Consider the following 20,739-nt stretch of genomic DNA (forward strand, 5'->3'; position numbering starts at 1 on the left):
AGTCGAAGGTGCGTTCGAGGTTGCGGCCCGGCATGGCAGCGAAGTCATGGTCGAGCGCTTTGTACGCGGCAATGAACACCGCCTGCTGGTGGTCGGCGGCCGTGTGGTCGCCGCCGCGCGCGGCGAAGCCGCCTGGGTCACCGGCGACGGCACCTCCACCGTCTCACAGTTGGTAGACGCACAGCTCAACACCGACCCGCGCCGCGGCGTCGGTGAAGACTTCCCGCTGGGCCGCATCAACACCGCCAGCGACGGCGCCATCATTCTTGATCTGCAGCGCCAGGGCCTGAGCCCCGAAGCCATACCGGCCGTTGGCCGCGAGGTGCTGATCCAGCGCAACGGCAATGTGGCCATCGACTGCACCGACCAGGTTCATCCTGACGTTGATCACATCGTGTCGCTGGCCGCCCGCGTGGTGGGCCTGGACATCGCCGGGGTCGATGTGGTGGCGCAAGACATCTCGCGCCCGTTGCACGAGCAAGGCGGCGCCATCGTTGAGGTGAACGCCGGCCCAGGCCTCCTCATGCACCTCAAACCGGCCGAAGGCGCGCCGCGCCCGGTGGGCCGTGCCATCTGCGACCACCTTTTCCCCGCCACCGACTCCGACAGCCCTGACGGCCGCATTCCCATCGTCGGCATTGCCGGCTCCAGCGACAACCAGCGCGTGGCGCGTCTGGTGGCCTGGCTGCTGCACCTGTCGGGTCGGCACACCGGCCTGGCCTGCCAGGGTGGGTTGTTCCTGGACCAGCGCTGTGTGGACGCATCCAACTGCGCCAACTGGGAAGCCGGCCAGCGCCTGCTGATCAACCGCGCCGTGCAGGCAGCGGTGTTTGAAAACGGCGCCGACACCATCCTGCGCACCGGCCTGCCCTATGACAAATGCCAGGTGGGTGTCGTCACGGACCTGGGCGGCGCCGAAGGCCTGGCCGAATTCGACATCACCGAAGCCGACCAGATGTACAAGGTGATGCGCTCGCAGGTCGATGTGGTGCTGCCCGGCGGCGCCGCCGTGCTCAATGCCGCAGATCACCGCATCGCCGAAATGCAGGAGCTTTGCGACGGCGAAGTCATTTTCTACAGCACCGACCCCAAGACCCCGGCCATTGCGGCGCATTGCGCCAAAGGCGGCCGCGCGCTCTACCTGCGCCAGGACCAGGTCGTGCTGGCCACCGGCGCCAGCGAGGCTTTTTTGCCGGGCCTCGGCAAGCTTGCCGCCTGGCGCGAACGCCGCGGGCTGTCCGAGGGTGGACTGCTGGCCGCCGTGGGCGCCGCCTGGGCGCTGGGCATCCCCCTCAATTTGATAGGCGCCGGCATGGAAGCCTTTGAAACCACCCCTAAAACCGCCGGGAGTGCCGAGTAATGGAAGTGTCCCGTATCCGGGCCCTGCGCGGGCCCAACCTCTGGAGCCGCCACACAGCGCTCGAAGCCATCGTTGCCTGCACTGCGGTGGAGTGCAATATCACGGGTCTGCCAGGCTTTGAGCCGCGCGTGCGCTCGCTGTTCCCCGAGATGGGCGCCTTCCGGCAGACCGGCCACGCAGGCCCCGTCTCACTGGCCCATGTGCTTGAAGCCGCCGCGCTGGCGCTGCAGACGGCTGCCGGTTGCCCCCTCACCTTCAGCCATACCGCCTCTACTGTTGAAGCCGGCACCTACCAGGTCGTGGTCGAGTACAGCGAAGAAACCGTCGGCCGGCTGGCGTTTGAGCTGGCGCAAGCATTGATTCACGCCGCCCTGCGCGACACCGCGTTTGACCTGGACGCCGCGATTGCCCAACTGCGCGCGCTCGACGAAGACGAACGCCTCGGTCCCAGCACCGGCGCGATTGTCGACGCCGCCGTGGCACGCGGCATTCCCTACCGGCGCCTCACCAAAGGCAGCATGGTGCAATTCGGCTGGGGCTCCAAACAGCGGCGCATCCAGGCCGCGGAAATCGACGCCACCAGCGCCGTGGCCGAATCCATCGCGCAAGACAAGGACCTCACCAAAAAACTGCTGCGCGCGGCCGGCGTGCCCGTGCCGCTGGGCCGCCCGGTCACCGATACGGACGATGCCTGGGCCGCGGCCCTGGAAGTGGGTTTGCCGGTAGTCGTGAAACCGCTGGACGGCAACCAGGGCAAGGGCGTCACCGTCAACATCACCACGCGTGAACACCTCGACACCGCCTGGAAGGCAGCCGCCGAATACGGCGAAGTCATGGTCGAAAAATTCCTTCCCGGCAGCGACTTCCGGCTACTGGTGGTGGGCAACAAATTGGTGGCCGCCTCGCGCCGTGAGCCGCCGCAGGTCGTGGGCGACAGCCTGCACACCGTGCGTGAGCTGGTCGACATCGTCAACCAGGACCCCAAACGCGGCGAAGGCCATTCCACCTCGCTCACCAAGATCCGCTTCGACGACATCGCCGTGGCCCGCCTGGAAGCCCAGGAGCTCACGCCCGAATCCATTCCCGCCAAGGGCCGGCGCGTCATCCTGCGCAACAACGCCAACCTCAGCACCGGCGGCACCGCCACCGATGTGACCGATGACGTACACCCCGCAGTAGCCGCCCGCGCCGTGGCGGCCGCACAAATGGTCGGCCTGCACATCTGCGGCGTCGACGTGGTGTGCGAAAGCATGCTGCGCCCGCTCGAATCGCAAAACGGCGGCGTCGTGGAAGTCAATGCCGCGCCGGGCCTGCGCATGCACCTGTCGCCCTCCTACGGCAAGGGCCGCGCCGTGGGCGTCGCCATGATCGACGAACTTTTTTCCCCCGGTGACAACGGCCGCGTGCCGGTGATTGCCGTCACCGGCACCAACGGCAAGACCACCACCACACGCCTGATTGCCCACCTGCTGGCCGCCGACGGTCTGCGCACCGGCATGACGAATACCGACGGCGTCTACATCAACGGCCGGCAAACCGACAGCGGCGACTGCAGCGGCCCCAAGAGTGCGCGCAACGTGTTGATGCACCCTGACGTCGACGCGGCCGTGTTCGAAATCGCCCGTGGCGGCGTGCTGCGCGAAGGCCTGGGTTTTGACCGCTGCGAAGTCGCCGTTGTCACCAACATCGGCAGCGGCGACCACCTGGGCCTGAACTACATCACCACGGTGGAAGACCTGGCCGTGCTCAAGCGCGTGATCGTGCAGAACGTCTCGACCACCGGCTACGCGGTGCTCAATGCCGCCGACCCCATCGTCGCCGACATGGCGGCCACCTGCCCCGGCAAGGTGATCTTTTTCGCCGCCGACCGGCACCACCCGCTGATGGCCACGCACCGCGCACAAGGCAAGCGCACCGTGTACGTCGACGGCGCCACGCTGGTAGCCGCTGAAGGCGCCTGGGTCGAACGCATCGCGCTGCAAGGCGTTCCCGTCACACGGGGCGGCACCATCAGTTTCCAGGTCGAGAACGTCATGGCCGCCGTCGCGGCCGCCTGGGGCGCCGGCATCAACTGGGACACCATCAAGCGTGGGCTTTCCAGCTTTGTGAACGACGCGCACAACGCGCCCGGCCGTTTCAACGTGATGGACTACAAAGGCGCCACGGTGATCGCCGACTACGGCCACAACCCCGACGCCATGCGCGCCCTGGTGGCCGCGGTCGACGCCATGCCGGCCACGCCAAGGCAGCGTCGCAGTGTCGTGATCAGCGGCGCAGGCGATCGCCGCGACAGCGACATCCGCGACCAGACCATCATCCTGGGCGGCGCGTTTGACGACGTCATCCTCTACCAGGACGCCGCCCAGCGCGGCCGCGCTGACGGTGAAGTCATGGGCCTGCTGCGCCAGGGCCTGGAAGGCGCCCACAAGGCGCAACGTACCAAGAAAATCGACGAGATCCGTGGTGAGTTCCTGGCCATCGACACCGCGCTCGCGCGCCTGTCACCTGGTGACCTCTGCCTGATCCTGGTCGACCAGGTGCAGGAGGCGCTGGACCACCTGGCCGCGCGCGTGAAAGAAGCCAAAGAGACAGTTGCGCACTAGCGTGTCAGGGTTGCCGGGCAAAACGGAGAGCGGCGCGGATGAGCTGCACCGCTTTTCGCAGCCCGGCAAGCCAGCAGTGAATACGCAGGACCCTGAATTTCAATCAAAAAGAGGCTACAACCCAATCAGGACGAGCGCAAGCAGCTCCTGAATTAATAGCAAAGCCAGGCACCCTGCCCGCGTTAAACTTGCCCCATGACCTGGAACGCGACCCTCGCTCTCGACTACACCCACCAGGCCGGCAAGACCCTTGCCCACTTTCGCCATAGCGGACCCCTGCGCATCCTGCAAAGTCTTTACCCCGAAGGCGACGCGATTTGCCATAACGTCATCGTGCACCCACCCGGCGGCCTGGTCGGCGGCGACACGCTGGACCTGGCCTTCAGCGCAGCACCCGGCACACACGGCCTCATCACCACGCCCGGTGCCACCCGCTTTTACCGATCCGCCGGCGAGCCCGCCCTGCAGCGCACCCGCCTCGACCTGCAGGCCGGCGCCCGCATGGAATGGCTGCCGCTAGAAGCCATTTGCTACAACGGCTGCCTTGCCGAAAACCGCCTGACCATGACATTGGCGCCCGGCGCAGAGCTGATCGGCTGGGACGTCACTGCCCTGGGCCTGCCCGCCGCCAGCCTGCCGTTCGAGAGCGGCAGCTTTCGCCAGCACATCGAAGTGCCCGGTGTCTGGCTCGAGCGCGCACGCATGGATGCCGCAGACACCTTGCTGATGAACAGCCCGCTCGGCATGGCCGGCAACCGCTGCCTCGCCTCACTCTTTTTTGTGGCCGGCAGCAAGCTCGAGCGCCATCGCCGCCAGCTGGCGCTGGACTGCGCACGTGACGTGATGCAGGCCCACCCGCTTGCCGCGTACGCCGGCGCGACCAGCCCCGACGGGCAGGTCGTCGTCATCCGTGTGCTGTCACCGGTGGTTGAACCTGCCATGGCCTTGCTCAAGCAGGTCTGGCAGGCCTGGCGCACACAGCTCTGGCAGCTGGCGCCGTCCACGCCGCGCATCTGGTCGATGTAGTGCTGTAACTGCCCCTGCAGGCTGTACAAGAAACCATCTTCAGAAAATTCGTTACGCCTGCCCCTCAGCTCAACGGGTTTTGTAGTCTTTAGTTAGCCGTTACCCGCGCGAACCCCGGCCCATCAAAAGCCGCTGAAAGACCTGTCCTACAGGCGAATGGGCTTAGGGCACGGCTTACCCGGACCTTTTCCTTTCATGGCCGTTTCAGGTAGCGGCCCAGACTCCATTTATCGATATCCATCGAGTTTCGAACAAGGAGTTTGACCATGACCTCATCCCTGAATTTCCGCCTTGCGCGCACTGCGGCCTGTTTCGGCGCAGCCGCCCTGCTCTCCCTGGGCGCTGCTGCCCAGATTGCTTCCGGCACCACCGGGATCGACGCCACGGGTGACGCCAGGAGCGAAATGGCCGCGTGTAACAACGGCAAGACCCAACAAGACCGGGCAACCTGTATCACTGAAGTGAAGAACGCCAATGCCGCCAAACGTGCCGGCAAGGTCGACAACGCCAATGGACAGTTTGCCGCCAATGCATTGAAGCGCTGTGATGTCTTCAAGGGTGAAGACCAGGTCGCCTGCCAGGCCCGTATCGTGGGCTATGGCAAGGCCGAAGGCAGCGTCGCCGGCGGCGGTGTGGTGCGCGAAGTTGAAACCGTTGTGGTGCCCTCAGGCGCCACCAACGTGCGCGTGCAGCCGCAGACCTCGACAGACATTGTGGTGATCCCGGCGCCCGTCGCCTCACCGCCGCAATAACCAGTTGCCACTCGCTCCGCCGGGGTTTGATGAATTCACCGGATGGAGCAGAAGCAAAGGTGGGCCGCTTGCGGCCCACTTCTTTTTGTGTGCGTTGTATGGGCAGGTTTTCCATATCACCGGTTTCTCCAGGCAACTCATATTTCATGCGCCGCCCACGCAGGTAATCCCCCCGTAAAGTCCACCCGGTCAACGGATTTCGCGCGCATGATGAGGGAGACTATCGCGCGTCCACTGCGGGACGCCGTCTCCATGTTCTCCCGGCCATCACCCGCCACATCATCCGCCACGAAAGCATCCATGCAAAAATCCCAGAACACCTCGCCCGAGAAGCCACAACTGGCGCGAGCGCTCGAAAAAAACGATGCCGTGCAGGACACGGTGGAAAGATCGGCACAAGAACTGCTGCTGATCAACAAGGTCCTCGAAAAAGAAATTCCACCCGCGGTCAAAACGGGCGACGTTGCGATGGCGCTGGTAAAAACCGCGGAACTGGAAGACAAAATCCAGAGTTCCGCGGAAGAGCTGGCACACGTCAACGACCTGCTGGAGCGGGAGATTGCGGAGCGTGCCGAACTGGAGAAAAAACTGCTGGCAGCCACAGCCGCTATCGCAGAAAAAGACACACCCAACGCCACCGGCAGTTGAAGAAAACAGTGCCGACACCTTTGTTGCCGGTCTTGAGTCGTGTCAAAGTGGACCGCTTGCAGCCCACTTTTTTTTAGCCTTCCTGCTTATCGGTTTGTGCGGATTTCAGCACCCCTTCCGCCTTGAACATGGCCTTGATGCCGCGCACCGCCTGGCGGATGCGGGCTTCGTTCTCGATCAAGGCAAAGCGCACATGGTCGTCACCGTGGTCGCCAAAGCCGATGCCCGGTGACACACACACCTTGGCCTTCTCCAGCAGCTGTTTGGCAAATTCCAGCGACCCCAGCTTGCGGTAAGCCTCGGGAATGCGCGCCCAGATATACATCGACGCCTTGGGGCAGTCCACCGGCCAGCCCGCTTCGGTCAGGCCCTTGTAGAGCACGTCGCGCCGCGCCTGGTATTGCGCGGCAATGTCCTTCACGCATTGTTGGTCGCCTTCCAGCGCGGCAATCGCGGCCACCTGCAGCGGGGTGAAGGTGCCGTAGTCGTGATAGCTCTTGATGCGCGCCAGCGCGGCCACCAGGTCGGGGTTGCCCACCATGAAGCCGACACGCCAGCCTGCCATGTTGTAGCTTTTGGAGAGCGTAAAAAATTCCACCGCGATGTCTTTGGCGCCCGGCACCTGCATGATGGAAGGCGCCTTCCAGCCGTCGAACACGATGTCAGCATAGGCCAGGTCGTGCACCACAAAAATGTCGTGCTTGCGCGCCAGTGCAATCACCTTCTCGAAAAACTCCAGCTCCACGCATTGCGCGGTGGGGTTGGACGGAAACCCCAGCACYATCATCTTGGGCTTKGGGTAGCTGCCGCGAATGGCTTTTTCCAGCTCGGCAAAAAAATCCGTGTCGGGTGTCAGCGGCACCGAGCGAATGTCGGCCCCCGCGATCACCGCGCCGTAGATATGGATGGGATAGCTCGGGTCCGGGACCAGCACGGTGTCGCCGCGGTCCAGCGTGGCCAGCATCAGGTGGGCGAGGCCTTCCTTGGAGCCGATGGTGACGATGGCCTCGGTGTCGGGGTCAATCGCCACCTGGTAACGGCTCTGGTACCAACGCGCAATCGCGCGCCGCAGCCGCGGAATGCCCTTGCTGGCCGAATAGCCGTGCGTGTCGGGCCGCTGCGCGACCTCGGTGAGCTTGGCCACGATGTGCGCGGGCGTGGCCCCATCGGGGTTGCCCATGCTCATGTCGATGATGTCCTCGCCGCGCCGGCGCGCCGCGATTCTCAGCTCGGCCGTGATGTTGAAGACGTAGGGGGGAAGCCGGTCAATGCGCGCAAAGCGGCGCTTGCCTGAAGAAGAGGCGGACATAAGAAACTTTCACGTAAGCGCCCGGAACCGTCCGAGCGACGTGGCTGGCAATGGGGCCAGCCGACGCCATGGTAACCGACAGGCAGGCCGCTTACAACCGGCGCCACCGCCATGGTCTACCATGCGGGGCTTGGCCGCCGGCACGGAGCCGGAAGGCATAAAAACAAAGGGAACCATGGACTCCGCAATGACCACCACCGAAACCTACTTGATCGCCATGGCGCTCATCTTCGCGGTGCCCTACCTGATCTGGCGGGTTCTCGGAACCGACTACTACGCGCCGCTGGTGGTGGTGCAGATGATCGCCGGCATTTTGCTGGGCCCGGGCATCCTGGGCAAGGTCTACCCTGACTACTACGCCTTTGTCTTCAGCGCGCCGGTGGTGCAGTCGCTCAACGGCATTGCCTGGTGGGCCGTCATGGTGTTTGTCTGGATCGCCGGCATCGAGCTGGACCTCAAAAAGACCTGGGAACACCGGCGCGAAAGCGGCATCACCGCCGGCCTGGCGCTAAGCACACCGCTGGTGTTGGGTTGCGTCGTGGCCGCAGGCATGCTGATGTACCCGGGGTGGCTGGGCGCGCAAGGCATGCCCTGGCAGTTTGTGGTGGGCGTCGGCATGGCCTGCGCCGTCACGGCGCTGCCCGTGCTGATCCTGCTGATGGACAAGCTCGCCATCCTGCGTCAGCCCGTGGGCCAGCGCCTGATCCGTTACGCCAGCCTCGACGACATCGCGATCTGGGGCGTGCTGGCACTGATCCTGATGGACTGGAAACGGGTGGGCACCCAGGTCGGTTTTCTCGTGGCGTTCGGCGTTGTGAGCTATGCCTTTCGCAAGCTCATGGTGTGGCTGCCCGAGCGTGACCGCTGGTACGTCGGGTTGATCTGGTTGATCGTCTGCGCCTTCGGTGCGGAATGGGCCGGGCTGGACTACATGATCGGGGCTTTCCTGGCCGGCGCCGTCATCGACGGTGAGTGGTTCAACCAGGAACACATGGACCTGCTGCGCCATCACGTGCTGCTGGTGATGATGCCGGTGTTCTTCCTCAGTGCGGGGCTGCGCACCAATTGGTCCGTCGGCGGAGAGRCTGTTTTTATCGCCGCGGCGGTGCTGTTGGTGGCTTCAGTCGGCGGCAAGTTGATGGGCACTTACATCGCAGGCAAAGTGCTGAAATGGGCGCCCGGCGAAGGCTCCATCATCGGCTGGCTGCTGCAGACCAAAGGGCTGATCATGATCATCTTTGTCAACATCCTGCTGAGCAAGAAAATCATCTCCAATGAGACCTTCACCGCCCTGCTGCTGATGGCCATTGCCAGCACCATGCTGACGGTGCCGATGACGGCACCCCGGCTTCAGCGCATGAAGGAGATCATCTCTCGCTCGAAGTAACAGGCGCAATCGGAGTAATCGGCCTTCTGGCGGCCTTCCAGCGGGCCAGCAGGAACTCCAGCGCCAAAACCAGCAGGAATCCGCAGGCATAGGCGAGCACGTCCATCCAGTCAGCCACCGAACCCAGCAGAATCTTCAGCACCCGGTTCTGCACGTGCCAGCCATTGACGCTGGCCACATACTGGGCCAGCTCCACGAGGCACCCCACCGCAAACGCCACCAGCGCCAGGCCGCGGGTGTTGGCCTTGACCACGGTCTTGAGCAAAAGGTACACCCACACCACTGCCAGCACGTCGCCGACAAAACCCCGTAGCCAGAGGTGGTGCGACCACACGGTTGCGATCAGCACTTCAATGATGAAAATGAAGACTGCCCAGAGTGCAGCCTCGCGGTCAAAGCGCAGCTTCACGCGGGAAGCATCTGTCTCAGTCGGGGACATGGATGCGCGCCTTCACATGCTTCAGGTTGGCCACGATGGTGAAGGTCATGACCACCAGCAGCGACCAGGAACTCCACTTGCCCACATGGACAAGGGACCAGGCACCCAGCTGGTTGGGGTAATGCCAGAGGCTGAAGAACGTGCTGATGTTTTCAGCCACCCAGATAAAGAAGCCGATCAGCAAAAAGCTCAGCAGCAAGGGCATGCTCCGGTCCCGGTCATAGGGCCGGAAGATCACCGTGGACCTGGCGTACAAGCCGCCCAGGCAGGCGGCGATGTACCAGCGGTAGTCGCCCCAAAAGTGGTGCGTGAAAAAATTGCCGTAAATCAGCAACGCAATCACCACGCCCATCCAGTAAGGCGGGTGATGCCGGATGCGCAGGTCAAACAGTCGCCACGCCTGGATGATGTAGCTGCCCACCGCCGCATACATGAAACCGGAAAACAGCGGCACACCAAACACTTTCGTATAGGCAAAATCCGGGTAGCTCCAGGACTGGATGGACCCGGAGGTCTTGAAGACCTCCAGCGCAAACCCCACCACGTGAAAGAGGCAGATGGCTTTCAGCTCATCCAGGGTTTCCAGCCCGGCCAGCACCATCCAGCCTTGAATCAGCAGCGCAATCAAAAGCAGCAGGTCGTAGCGCGGAACACCGGCCACGCCGGCCCGCGGTACCAAAAACACCGCCGCAAAGAACAAGCCCGCAAAGAGGCAGGCCCTGGCTTCCTTGAGGCCGAAACAGCCAAACTCCACCAGAAAGCGGCGAAAGCCCGACAGGCCCGCATGAGATTTCGCCTGGATCAGCCAGTTGTCCAACGCAAGCAACGCCATCGGCATCTACCTTTTTTTGATTGTTTTTAGCCGGTTTGTTTCGGCGACCGCTGCGATTCTACGTTCGCGGAACTGATACGAATATCGGCATGCCTGCAGGCACAAAAAAGCCCGGACAAACCGGGCTTTGACGCAAAGCGACGGCAGGCGGCCTGCTTAAATCGCCACCAGCTGCCGCACGCCGTTGGTTTCCATGTCCTTGCCCTGGCCGCGCGCAATGAATTGGCCGCGCTCCATCACCAGGTAGTCGTCGGCCAGTTCCTGCGCAAAGTCGTAGTACTGCTCCACCAGCAAGATGGCCATGTCRCCGCGGTCGGCCAGCATGCGGATCACGCGGCCGATGTCCTTGATGATGCTGGGCTGTRTGCCTTCGGTGGGCTCGTCAAGAATCAACAGCTTGGGCTTGGCCGCCAGCGCGCGTGCAATGGCCAGCTGCTGCTGCTGCCCACCCGACAAGTCACCGCCGCGACGGTTCAGCATCTGCTTGAGCACCGGAAACAGCTCATACAGCTCGGCAGGAATCGGCGTGCTGGCGCTTTTGTAGGCCAGGCCCATGCGCAGGTTTTCTTCCACCGTCAGGCGCGCGAAGATCTCGCGGCCCTGCGGCACAAAGCCGATGCCTGCGCGGGCGCGCTCATACGGCGTGTTGCCCTGGATGGGTTTGCCGTCGAATTCAATCGTGCCGGTCTTGATGGGGATCAGGCCCATCAGTGATTTGAGCAGCGTGGTCTTGCCCACGCCGTTGCGGCCCAGCAGCACCGTAACCCTGCCCAGGTGAGCGTCCAGGCTCACGTCCCGCAGGATGTGGGAGCCGCCGTAGTACTGGTTGATGTTTTTGACGTTCAGCATGGTGTGTCCTCAACGTCCCAAGTAGACTTCGATGACCCGCTCATCCGCCTGAACCTGATCCAGCGTCCCCTGCGCCAACACAGACCCATCACACAGCACGGTCACGATCTCCGAAATCGTCTTGATAAAACTCATGTCGTGCTCCACCACCATCAGCGAATGCTTGCCCTTGAGCGTTAAAAACAGCTCCGCCGTGCGCGCCGTTTCTTCATCGGTCATGCCAGCCACCGGCTCGTCGAGCAGCAGCAGTTTGGGGTCCTGCATCAGCAGCATGCCGATCTCCAGCCACTGCTTTTGCCCATGGCTCAGGTTGCCGGCCATGCGGCCCACGCTGTCGGCCAGGTGAATCGTCACCAAAATCTCGGCCAGCCGGTCGCTTTGCACCGAGTCAAGCTTGAAGAACATCGAATGCTTCACGCCCTTGTTGGTCTTGAGCGCGAGTTCCAGGTTTTCAAACACCGTGAGCTGCTCAAACACCRTGGGCTTCTGGAACTTGCGGCCTATTCCCAACTGGGCGATTTCGGCTTCCTTGTGGCGCAGCAGGTCAATCGTGCTGCCAAAGAACACCGTGCCTTCATCGGGCCGGGTCTTGCCGGTGATGATGTCCATCATGGTGGTCTTGCCGGCGCCATTGGGGCCGATGATGCAGCGCAGCTCGCCGGGCGCAATGTCCAGGCTCAACTTGTTGATGGCCTTGAAGCCGTCGAAGCTGACGCTCACATCTTCCAGGTACAGGATACGGCCGTGGGTAACGTCTACCTCGCCAGCGGCGTGGGCAATACGGCGGCCACTGGCGCTGCGGCCACCGGACTCGGTGTTGCTCTTTCCAGCTTCGAGTGCAGCCAGGCGTTCTTCAATGCGGCGCGCGCCCTGTTCAAGAAGGTCGGGGGTCATTTCGCACCGCCTTTGCGTAGCTTCTTGACCAGGCCCACCACCCCATCGGGCAGGAATAGCGTGACGCTGATGAAAAGCGCCCCCAGAAAGTACAGCCAGAATTCGGGATACGCCACCGTGAGCCAGCTCTTGGCGCCGTTGACAATAAAGGCACCCACTATCGGCCCGATCAGGCTGGCGCGCCCGCCCACTGCGGCCCAGATGGCAATTTCAATCGAGTTGGCCRGGCTCATTTCGCTCGGGTTGATGATGCCGACCTGCGGCACATACAGCGCACCGGCCACACCGCACATGATGGCCGAGATGACCCAGATCGTGAGCTTGTAGCCCAGCGGGCTGTAGCCCGAGAACATCACACGTGTTTCGGCGTCGCGAATGGCCTGCAGCACACGGCCAAACTTGCTGCCCACCAGCCATTTGGCAAACAGAAAGAAGCCCAGCAGCGTGAGGCCGGTCATGATGAACAGCGTCATGCGCATCGACGGCGTGGCAATCGGGATGTTGAGAATGCGCTTGAAGTCGGTAAAGCCGTTGTTGCCGCCAAAGCCTGTTTCATTGCGAAAGAACAGCAGCATGGCCGCAAACGTCATGGCCTGGGTGATGATGGAAAAGTAAACGCCCTTGATGCGCGAGCGGAACGCAAAAAAACCAAACACAAACGCAATGATGCCCGGCACCGCCACAATCAAAAACAGGGTGGCGACAAAGCTGTCGCTGAAGGTCCAGTGCCAGGGCAAGGTCTTCCAGTCAAGGAACACCATGAAGTCGGGCAGGTCGCTTTTGTAGTTGCCGTCGCGGCCGATCTGGCGCATGAGGTACATGCCCATGGCGTAGCCGCCCAGCGCAAAGAACACGCCATGCCCCAGCGAGAGGATGCCGGTGTAGCCCCAGATCAAGTCCATGGCTAGCGCGCAGATGGCGTAGCACATGATCTTGCCAAGCAGCGCCACAGCGTAGGTGCTCATGTGGAACATGCTGCCTTCGGGCACCCACAGGTTGAGCATGGGTGCAATGGCGCAGACGGCGATCAGCGCCATCATGAAGGCGCTCCAGCCGCCGCGTGTGAGCAGCGGGCCCTTGGCGGGAAGGTGCACGATGGTTGGCATCGGGGTCATGGTGGTCGTCATCTCAGGCCTCCGCACTGCGGCCCTTCATCGCGAAGATGCCCTGCGGCCGCTTCTGGATGAAGATGATGATGAACACCAGCACGGCAATCTTGGCCAGCACGGCGCCCGTCCAGCCTTCCAGGAATTTGTTGAGAATGCCCAGGCCCATCGCGGCATACACCGTGCCTGCCAGCTGCCCCACGCCGCCCAGCACCACCACCATGAACGAATCCACGATGTAGCCCTGGCCCAGGTCCGGCCCCACATTGCCCACTTGGCTCAGCGCGCAACCGGCCAGGCCGGCAATGCCCGAACCCAGCGCGAAGGCGTAAGTGTCAACGCGGGCAGTGTTCACACCCATGCAAGAGGCAATGGGCCGGTTCTGCGTGACGCCGCGCACAAACAGGCCCAGCCGCGTGCGGCTGATCAGCCAGGCCACGCCCAGCAGCACCGCCACGGCAAACACAATGATGACCAGCCGGTTGTAAGGCAGCGAAAGATTGCCCAGCACCTGCACGCCGCCGCTCATCCACACCGGATTTTCAACACCCACGTTTTGCGCACCGAAGATCGAACGCACCAGCTGCTGCAGCATCAGGCTGATACCCCAGGTGGCCAGCAGTGTCTCCAGCGGCCGACCATAGAGGAAACGGATCACGCTGCGCTCCAATGCGGCGCCCATCAGCGCCGAAGCCATAAAGGCCACAGGCACCGCGGCCAGCAAATACCAGTCAAATGCGCCGGGGAAGTATTTCTGGAACACGCCCTGCACCACGTAGGTGGCATAGGCGCCAATCATCATCAGCTCGCCGTGCGCCATATTGATGACGCCCATCAGCCCGTAAGTGATGGCTAACCCCAGCGCCACCAGCAGCAAGATGCTGCCCAGGCTGATGCCGCTGAAAATCGCGCCCAGCTTGTTGCCCCACTCCAGTGATGCCTCTACCTTGGCCAGCGCAGCCTGCAGGGCCACCTTCACGTCGGCGTCCGCCTCGGTGCCCAGGCGCTCTATCAGCACCGTCTTGGTATTGGGGTTCTTGCTGCCGGCCAGCTGCGCGGCGGCTTCCAGGCGCTTGGCTTTATCGGTGCTGCCCAGCATGATGGCGGCGCGCATCAGCTCGAGCTGGTTCTTCAGCTCGGGCACGGTTTCAGCCGCGTAGGCTTTTTCAATCAGCGGCAGCCGCGCTTCGTCGGTATCGCCACCCAGCGTCTTGATCGCATCGCGCCGCTGCTTCTCGTCTTTGGAAAACAGCTTCAACGCGGCCAGCGCGTTGTCGATCTCGCTGCGCATCAGGTTGGGATTGATCACGTCTTCGGCATCAGCCGGCAACGGCACCTCAGCGCCAGTGATCGGGTCAAAGGCCTTGTCGTCTTTCACAACAAAGACTTTGTCACCCTTGGTTTTCACCGCATCGTCAGACAGCGCCTGAATGAACGCAGCCGTCTTTTCGTCAGCCTTGGCGGCGGCCTTGCCCAGGGCCTCGACACGTGCCTCCGTCTCGCCAATTGACATGCCTTTTACCTCCTCAGGGCTTAAGGCATGGGCGCGAGCAGCTATCAAAAGCGTAGCAAGAAAGAGTAGGCGGAGAAGTGGGTAACGGAGCATAGGGGAAAGAACCTGTAGGTTGGGCACAGCACGCAACCGCGTTGCGCCCAGACTGCAACTTCCTGAGGGGCACCGGTCTTACTCACCAAGAGCAAGAACCGGACCGTAGACGCCAAAACGGCGTCAAGACTGGAAGAACCAGAACCACTCCATTGAAGAAGTGGTCCAGAGAGCGTAGCGAGCAGCCCGAGGTGGGTTTTGCAGCGCGGAGCCGTACAGAGGTACGGCGAGCACTGCAAGGCCCAGATCGGGTTGCGCAGTAGCTCTATGGCTTACTTCTTGACGGGTTCGTCCGGTTTTTTGTCATTGCCTTCGATGTAAGGAGACCATGGCTTGGCCTTCACGGGGCCAGGCGTCTTCCACACCACATTGAACTGGCCGTCGGCCTTGATTTCGCCGATGAAGACCGACTTGTGCAGGTGATGGTTCTTCTCATCCATCTTGCTCACGATGCCGGAAGGCGCGTTGAAGGTCTGGCCGGCCATGGCGGCGATGACCTTGTCGGTATCGGTGGACTTGGCCTTTTCAACAGCCTGCTTCCACATGTTGATGCCGATGTAGGTGGCTTCCATCGGGTCGTTCGTCAAAGGCTTGTCAGAGCCGGGGAGCTTCTTGGCCTTGGCGTAGGCAGACCATTTTTTGATGAACTCGGTGTTGGCCGGGCTCTTGATCGACTGGAAGTAGTTCCAGGCAGCCAGGTGGCCCACCAGCGGTTTCGTGTCCACGCCGCGCAGTTCTTCTTCACCCACAGAGAAGGCAACCACTGGCACGTCTTTGGCCTTCAGGCCGGCATTGCCCAGCTCTTTGTAGAAAGGCACGTTGGAGTCACCGTTGATGGTGGACACCACAGCCGTCTTGCCGCCTTGCGAGAATTTCTTCACGTCAGCCACGATGGTTTGGTAATCGCTGTGGCCGAAGGGGGTGTATTTCTCGTCGATGTCTTTGTCAGCCACGCCCTTGCTCTTCAGGTAAGCGCGCAGGATCTTGTTGGTGGTGCGTGGGTACACGTAGTCAGTGCCCAGCAGAACCCAGCGCTTGGCGCCGCCGCCGGCCTTGCTCATCAAATAGTCAACCGCAGGAATAGCCTGCTGGTTAGGCGCTGCACCCGTGTAGAACACGTTCTTGGAGAGTTCTTCACCTTCGTACTGCACGGGGTAGAACAGCAGGCCGTTCATTTCTTCAACCACTGGCAGTACCGACTTGCGGGAAACAGACGTCCAGCAACCGAAGATGACGGAAACCTTGTCTTGACCGAGCAGCTGCTTGGTTTTTTCAGCAAACAGGGGCCAGTTGGAAGCCGGGTCAACCACCACGGGCTCGAGCTTCTTGCCCATCACGCCGCCCTTGGCATTGATCTCTTCGATCGCCATCAGCACGGTGTCTTTCAGGGTCGTTTCAGAAATTGCCATGGTGCCCGACAGGCTGTGCAAGATGCCAACCTTGATGGTGCCACCCGATTGGGCAAAAGCCGGCATGGCGCCAAGGCCTGCCAGTGCGACTGCGGCGGTCATCGCCTTGAGGGTAAATCGACGTTGTTGCATGTGAATCCTCGCTCCGGTAGATAGGTAGGTGAGTCGCGTTTCGCTGCGCCAAAACCAGGGGAAACCAGGGCTTTTACACAGCGATGAACCGATTCTGGGGACCGGAGGGAGATTGGGGAATACGCCGGGTGGCGTATGCGGGGTGGCCTTTATGCTGTGGGGTGCCGGTGAGGGCCGGCATTACAGGGAGGTCACTGCGCCCGCTGACCTCTCTTCCATATCAAACTAAAAACGAGGACTCTCTTATATGAACGCGCTGGTTTCCCGCTCTTCACACCTGCTCATCCTTGCCTTGACCGCCGCAAACCTCGCAGGGTGCCAGACCACCCAGCCTGGCCCAGGTGCAAGCAACCCCGAGCCCAGGATTGTTTCCGTCACCCGCGTAGGAGGAAAAGGCATCCCCAACGGCCGATCAGATTCAGCAGCGCCCTATCTGCGCGTCATCAAGTTACAAACCGCCACCGACCCGGGCTACGGCTACTCTGCCGCGAAACCCATCAAGACAGGACCGAGAGACAAGAGCTTTCACCATCTGTACCTCAACTCACTGCGCGGACCAAAAGGCGAACCCGTGACCTATGAACGCCGAGGCGCCTGCTGCGAATACGAGGACAAATCGATCCCGACGGGTAGCGGGCTTCCCTCAGGTGGCGGGCTGCTGGATGTTTACGACATTCAGGTTGACGGAGGCAGCAAGACGATTGCGATTTATGTGGATATGTACCGGACGGGGCCGCCGCTGTTGCCGGTTGGGTTTACGGCTCGGTAGTGATGTTGCTTTGCTTAGCGCGGGGTTCCGCTTCGTTCGCTTCTCACTCCACTACTGATATGGTGAACCGGAAAATACGTACACCTATGTCGCAGCGATGAGCCGATTCTGAGGACCGGACGGGCGTTGGGGAATACGCCGGGTGGCGTGCGCGGTGCAGAAGCCACGGAGCGGGAATCATGGACCTGCTACCCCTTCGCCTCCCCCGCTTCGCTAATCGATGATTTATCTGGCTACCGACAATATGTACTTATCCATAGTCAGTCGACACGACTGCTTTCGACGACAAAGCGGAATTCCGAACGATCAGATTCAGTGCCTGAAAGCAGCCGGCACAGGTGACAACGCCTCTGGATGCTGGATGGCGTAATACAGCGGGTGCCGCCATTCGTCGTTGGAATATCTTTAACGGAAGATGTGATATGGGAGACAATTCTTGGTGTTGGTGCCACTGGGCGCCGACGTCAGGTGTAGGCGTAGGGCATCTGACGCTTAGAACAATTTCCGCGATCGCATCACGAAATCAGAAAAGTGGGTCATCTTGGCTACCTCACGGATTCCAACAAGTTCAAAAGGCGTTGAAGCTGGCGGCTCGGCCGCGGCAGGCGGCTTCGAGTTCCAGGCGAAGCTCGGGGCGATGTTCGGCCTGCAGCTGCTCGCGCAGCGTCCGGTGGATCACTCGCTCGGTTTGGGGGCGGCAGTTCCCGTCTGGATTCGGTTCGAAAGCGAAGCGCCGGTCGATGACATCCTGGTGGCGACTTCCCTGGATGGCTTCATCGCGGTGCAGGCCAAGACCTCGGTGGACCTCTCGCCMAACTCCAAAGGCGGCTTGGCGAAGACCATCCAACAGTTCGTTCGCCACTGGCTGGAATGCCGCGATGGCGATAGAACAGATCTTTGGAACCGGCCGCTGGACCCAGCCCACGACCGGCTAGTGTTGGCGGTCGGGCCATCAGCCCCTTCGTCCATCCGTCTAGACCTCCCCGCAGCCCTGCGATCCCTCTCGCAGCCCACGCCGATCGCGCTCAACAAAGAAGAGGACAGGGCACTTGACGTGTTCAAGTCGTGCGTGGAGGCGGCCTGGGTCGCCACTACATCTGAGGACATGCCGGCCGAGCTTCTGCGCGAGCTCGCCGCGCTGATCAGAGTCATCACGTTCGATCCAGACGGTACCGACAGTCAGGCGCTCGACACGATGGCGGCGGTGGTGGTGGAGCCTTCCCAGGCGCGCCCGTTGATCAACACGCTGACTGTCATCTCCAAGCGATGGATGACTCAGCGCGGCGGTGGCGACTTGGCTCAGCTGCGCCAGGCGCTCGGGGCCGAGAGCATCCCCCTGCGCGCGCCGCCGCAGTTCGACAGGGACGTCAAGAAGCTGAAGGCGCATTCCCTGCAGATCGGCGTCGATCTCCAGAGCTACGAAAAGATCGACCAGGCCGACGGCGTGATCAAGATCACACGGGATTGCCAGCCCGCCGCATTGGCGGCCGCCAGAGATGGATCACTTCTTCTCATCGGCGAGCCCGGGGCGGGCAAGAGCGCGGTCATCAACACGCTCGCCCGTGAGCTGCGAGCGCATGGTGATGTGGTTGAGATGGCGGTCGATCGCTACAGCGTCCAGGATCTCGCGGGACTGCAGCGGGAGCTCGACCTTGATCACGACCTGGTCAGCGTGCTGCAAGCCTGGGACGGACCGACCGACGGCTGGCTGGTCATCGACGCGCTTGACGCTACCCGCGGCGGTAAGGGGGAGGGGGCTTTCCGGACGCTCATTGAGCGCGTCCTGGCTTTGAAAGGGCGCTGGAAGGTCATCGCCTCGATTCGCACGTTTGACCTGCGGATGGGCGTGCGCTTTCGCGAGCTGTTCAAGGGGCGACCTGCCCACGCCGACTACCAGGACAGCACGTTCTCGATGGTCAGGCACCTGGCGGTGCCATCCTGGTCCGCCGATGAATTCCAGCGCGTGCTGGATCAGGCTCCGCATTTGCGTCGGGCTCTAGCCGGCGTGCCGGTGGAGCTGCAGCAACTGGCGATGGTCCCTTTCAACACCCGCTTGATCGGCGAGCTGCTGAATTCAGGGATGACTGTAGCTGCCTTTGTGCATCTGGCCAGTCAGGCTGGCCTGCTGCGGCTGTACTGGGATCACCGCATCACGCCCCTGGGCGTCGGTGCCGACGCCTGCCTCCTGCGCGTTGTTGAAAGCATGGTCGACGGTCGGACCCTGCGAACCCCGACCGCCGCCATCGCGACCTCAAATTCTGAAGCGCTGAATAGCCTGCTTCACCATGGCGTGCTGGCCAGGGTCGAGAACGATCGCTACGTCCAGTTTCGGCATCACCTCATCTTTGACTACGCCGCGTCTCGACTCCTAATGGATGTCGATGGCATCGTCTCCGGTGCCAAGGAGTACCTAAGAGGGGAGACCGTCGGCCTGATGCTCGCGCCAGCTCTGGGGTTCCTGCTGCAGGAGCTCTGGAGCTCGGAGAACAGCCGTGAGCGCTTCTGGACGGCCGTTGAGAGGATTCTTGGCAACGCCAATGGTGACCCGATCTTCCGCAGCGTCGCCGGGCGGCTCAGTGCAGAACTTCCCGAGACGCCGCAGGACGTTCATTCCATCGCGGTCCACACTGCCGCGCGCCGGGAGCATGCAGCGACAGCGCTCCGGCACGTGGTCTCTGCCCTCGCCGTCCGCGTGGAAGATGCGCCCGAGATAAACCTCGCTCCATGGGCCGCTCTTGCGGGTGAACTGGCAGCGTGTGTCCAGGCGGTTCCATACGTGCTGGGATCACTGCTCCATGTCCTGGTCATCACAGCACGTCCACCGCAAACCGGAGAAGCAGTCGGCGTAGGGGCGCGCGCGTTGCTGCGACTTGCGCTCGAGCCGGAATCGAAGATCGCAGCATCGATGGTGATCCCGCGGGTCGTTTCGACCTACACGACGAACCCGGCCGCGTCCCGTGCACTGCTCGCGCAAGTCTTCTTGCCAGCCCGGGCAGCCACCCACAACTGGGATGACGTGCCGGCGCTTTGCCGCGAGATCGCCCCGCTCGTCGAGGCAGATCCGGACTTTGCCGCCGACGTCTATGGATGGACCTTTGAGGGCAGCGTCACCGAAAGCGTGACCACGAGCATCGGCGGAAGCCGGAGCCAAATCTTGTCTTTGAGCTCCAACTCGGTACAGGACTACGGCATGGCGCTGTATTCGCTCGCCGAGTTCTATCCAAAATTTCTGAAAGCTCATCCCGAGTCCGCCACTCGCGCACTGATCACAGCGGTTGAGGGCWTCATAAGGAGAGAGCACAGCTCTGAAAACAAAGAGGCCGTCAGCCGAAACATCGGCGGCGCCGTGTTCAAACTCATTGGAGATAACAGCCATGTGTGGGCGCACGAGCCCGATCGTTCTTATGGCCACGATGGCGAAGCGCTGATGCTGAAGTTCGTCGGCGCGTTCGTCGAACTTCCGGAAGCAGTTGCGCGCGCCGTTGCCGACCAGACTGCCAGGGGCCCTGGGTGGGGATTGCTCTGGTCGCGGCTCTTCCTGGCGGCCGTACGCCGTGGTGACAGCTGCGTCGATCTGCTCTGGCCCATCGCTGCCGACGAAGCGTGGCTGACCCAACC

General features: G+C 62.2%; 15 protein-coding genes and 1 pseudogene. 8 read left to right on the top strand and 8 right to left on the bottom strand.

The genetic code is table 11. The annotated features are described in order from the left end of the window. The 5 genes and pseudogenes from AC1D1P_RS02280 to AC1D1P_RS02300 all read left to right on the top strand — a co-directional run. Window positions 1-1,360 (top strand): annotated as a pseudogene (locus AC1D1P_RS02280) (cyanophycin synthetase); the annotation flags it as partial. Then, the gene (gene cphA, locus AC1D1P_RS02285; protein ID WP_477671963.1) at window positions 1,360-3,963 is read left to right on the top strand and encodes a cyanophycin synthetase; all 2,604 of its coding nucleotides are present in this window, start codon (window positions 1,360-1,362) and stop codon (window positions 3,961-3,963) included. The pseudogene AC1D1P_RS02280 and the gene cphA, both read left to right, overlap by 1 nt. A 195-nt stretch (window positions 3,964-4,158) precedes the next feature. Then, window positions 4,159-4,989, top strand: coding sequence for an urease accessory protein UreD (locus AC1D1P_RS02290; RefSeq protein WP_477668164.1), 831 nt, complete (start codon window positions 4,159-4,161; stop codon window positions 4,987-4,989). A gap of 266 nt (window positions 4,990-5,255) precedes the next feature. Further along, complete coding sequence (locus tag AC1D1P_RS02295) at window positions 5,256-5,741, top strand: hypothetical protein (protein ID WP_477671964.1); 486 nt, start codon at window positions 5,256-5,258, stop codon at window positions 5,739-5,741. 300 nt (window positions 5,742-6,041) lie between these two features. After that, window positions 6,042-6,389: a hypothetical protein gene (locus AC1D1P_RS02300; protein WP_477671965.1), complete on the top strand. Its 348-nt coding sequence runs from the start codon at window positions 6,042-6,044 to the stop codon at window positions 6,387-6,389. A 73-nt stretch (window positions 6,390-6,462) separates the two neighbouring features. On the opposite strand, the gene alaC is transcribed toward AC1D1P_RS02300, so the two are convergent. Beyond that, window positions 6,463-7,698, bottom strand: coding sequence for an alanine transaminase (gene alaC / locus AC1D1P_RS02305; RefSeq protein ID WP_477671966.1), 1,236 nt, complete (start codon window positions 7,696-7,698; stop codon window positions 6,463-6,465). Window positions 7,699-7,873: 175 nt separating this feature from the next. Between alaC and AC1D1P_RS02310 the strand changes: the two genes are divergently transcribed. Continuing rightward, the gene (locus tag AC1D1P_RS02310; RefSeq protein ID WP_477671967.1) at window positions 7,874-9,085 is read left to right on the top strand and encodes a cation:proton antiporter; all 1,212 of its coding nucleotides are present in this window, start codon (window positions 7,874-7,876) and stop codon (window positions 9,083-9,085) included. On the opposite strand, the gene AC1D1P_RS02315 is transcribed toward AC1D1P_RS02310, so the two are convergent. The 7 genes from AC1D1P_RS02315 to urtA all read right to left on the bottom strand — a co-directional run bounded on the left by AC1D1P_RS02315 (window position 9,066) and on the right by urtA (window position 16,352). After that, a complete protein-coding gene (locus tag AC1D1P_RS02315) occupies window positions 9,066-9,524 on the bottom strand; it encodes a ribosomal maturation YjgA family protein (RefSeq protein ID WP_477671968.1) in 459 nt (152 codons plus the stop codon). The two genes, AC1D1P_RS02310 and AC1D1P_RS02315, sit on opposite strands and share 20 nt — an antisense overlap. Next, window positions 9,511-10,356 carry a DUF817 domain-containing protein gene (locus AC1D1P_RS02320; RefSeq protein ID WP_477671976.1) on the bottom strand — a complete coding sequence of 282 codons (846 nt, stop codon included), beginning with the start codon at window positions 10,354-10,356 and terminating at the stop codon, window positions 9,511-9,513. Before AC1D1P_RS02320 ends, AC1D1P_RS02315 begins: the two co-directional genes overlap by 14 nt. Window positions 10,357-10,512: 156 nt before the next feature. Then, complete coding sequence (urtE, locus tag AC1D1P_RS02325) at window positions 10,513-11,205, bottom strand: urea ABC transporter ATP-binding subunit UrtE (protein ID WP_477671969.1); 693 nt, start codon at window positions 11,203-11,205, stop codon at window positions 10,513-10,515. A 9-nt stretch (window positions 11,206-11,214) separates the two neighbouring features. After that, entirely contained in the window at window positions 11,215-12,099 is an 885-nt protein-coding gene (gene urtD / locus AC1D1P_RS02330; RefSeq protein ID WP_477671970.1) for an urea ABC transporter ATP-binding protein UrtD, read from the bottom strand. After that, on the bottom strand, window positions 12,096-13,226 hold the full coding sequence (gene urtC / locus AC1D1P_RS02335; protein WP_477671971.1) for an urea ABC transporter permease subunit UrtC: 1,131 nt from the start codon (window positions 13,224-13,226) through the stop codon (window positions 12,096-12,098). Before urtC ends, urtD begins: the two co-directional genes overlap by 4 nt. 1 nt (window position 13,227) lies before the next feature. Next, a complete protein-coding gene (urtB, locus tag AC1D1P_RS02340; RefSeq protein ID WP_477671972.1) occupies window positions 13,228-14,811 on the bottom strand; it encodes an urea ABC transporter permease subunit UrtB in 1,584 nt (527 codons plus the stop codon). A gap of 272 nt (window positions 14,812-15,083) precedes the next feature. Further along, window positions 15,084-16,352: an urea ABC transporter substrate-binding protein gene (urtA, locus tag AC1D1P_RS02345; protein ID WP_477671973.1), complete on the bottom strand. Its 1,269-nt coding sequence runs from the start codon at window positions 16,350-16,352 to the stop codon at window positions 15,084-15,086. A 247-nt stretch (window positions 16,353-16,599) separates the two neighbouring features. Here urtA and AC1D1P_RS02350 point away from each other — a divergent pair, with 247 nt between their 5' ends. Next, the gene (locus AC1D1P_RS02350) at window positions 16,600-17,121 is read left to right on the top strand and encodes a hypothetical protein (RefSeq protein ID WP_477671974.1); all 522 of its coding nucleotides are present in this window, start codon (window positions 16,600-16,602) and stop codon (window positions 17,119-17,121) included. A gap of 541 nt (window positions 17,122-17,662) precedes the next feature. Next, the coding region (locus AC1D1P_RS02355; RefSeq protein ID WP_477671975.1) for a hypothetical protein at window positions 17,663-20,739 on the top strand (3,077 nt) is incomplete at its 3' end.

This window comes from Polaromonas sp. P1_E1_2 (assembly GCF_056406035.1).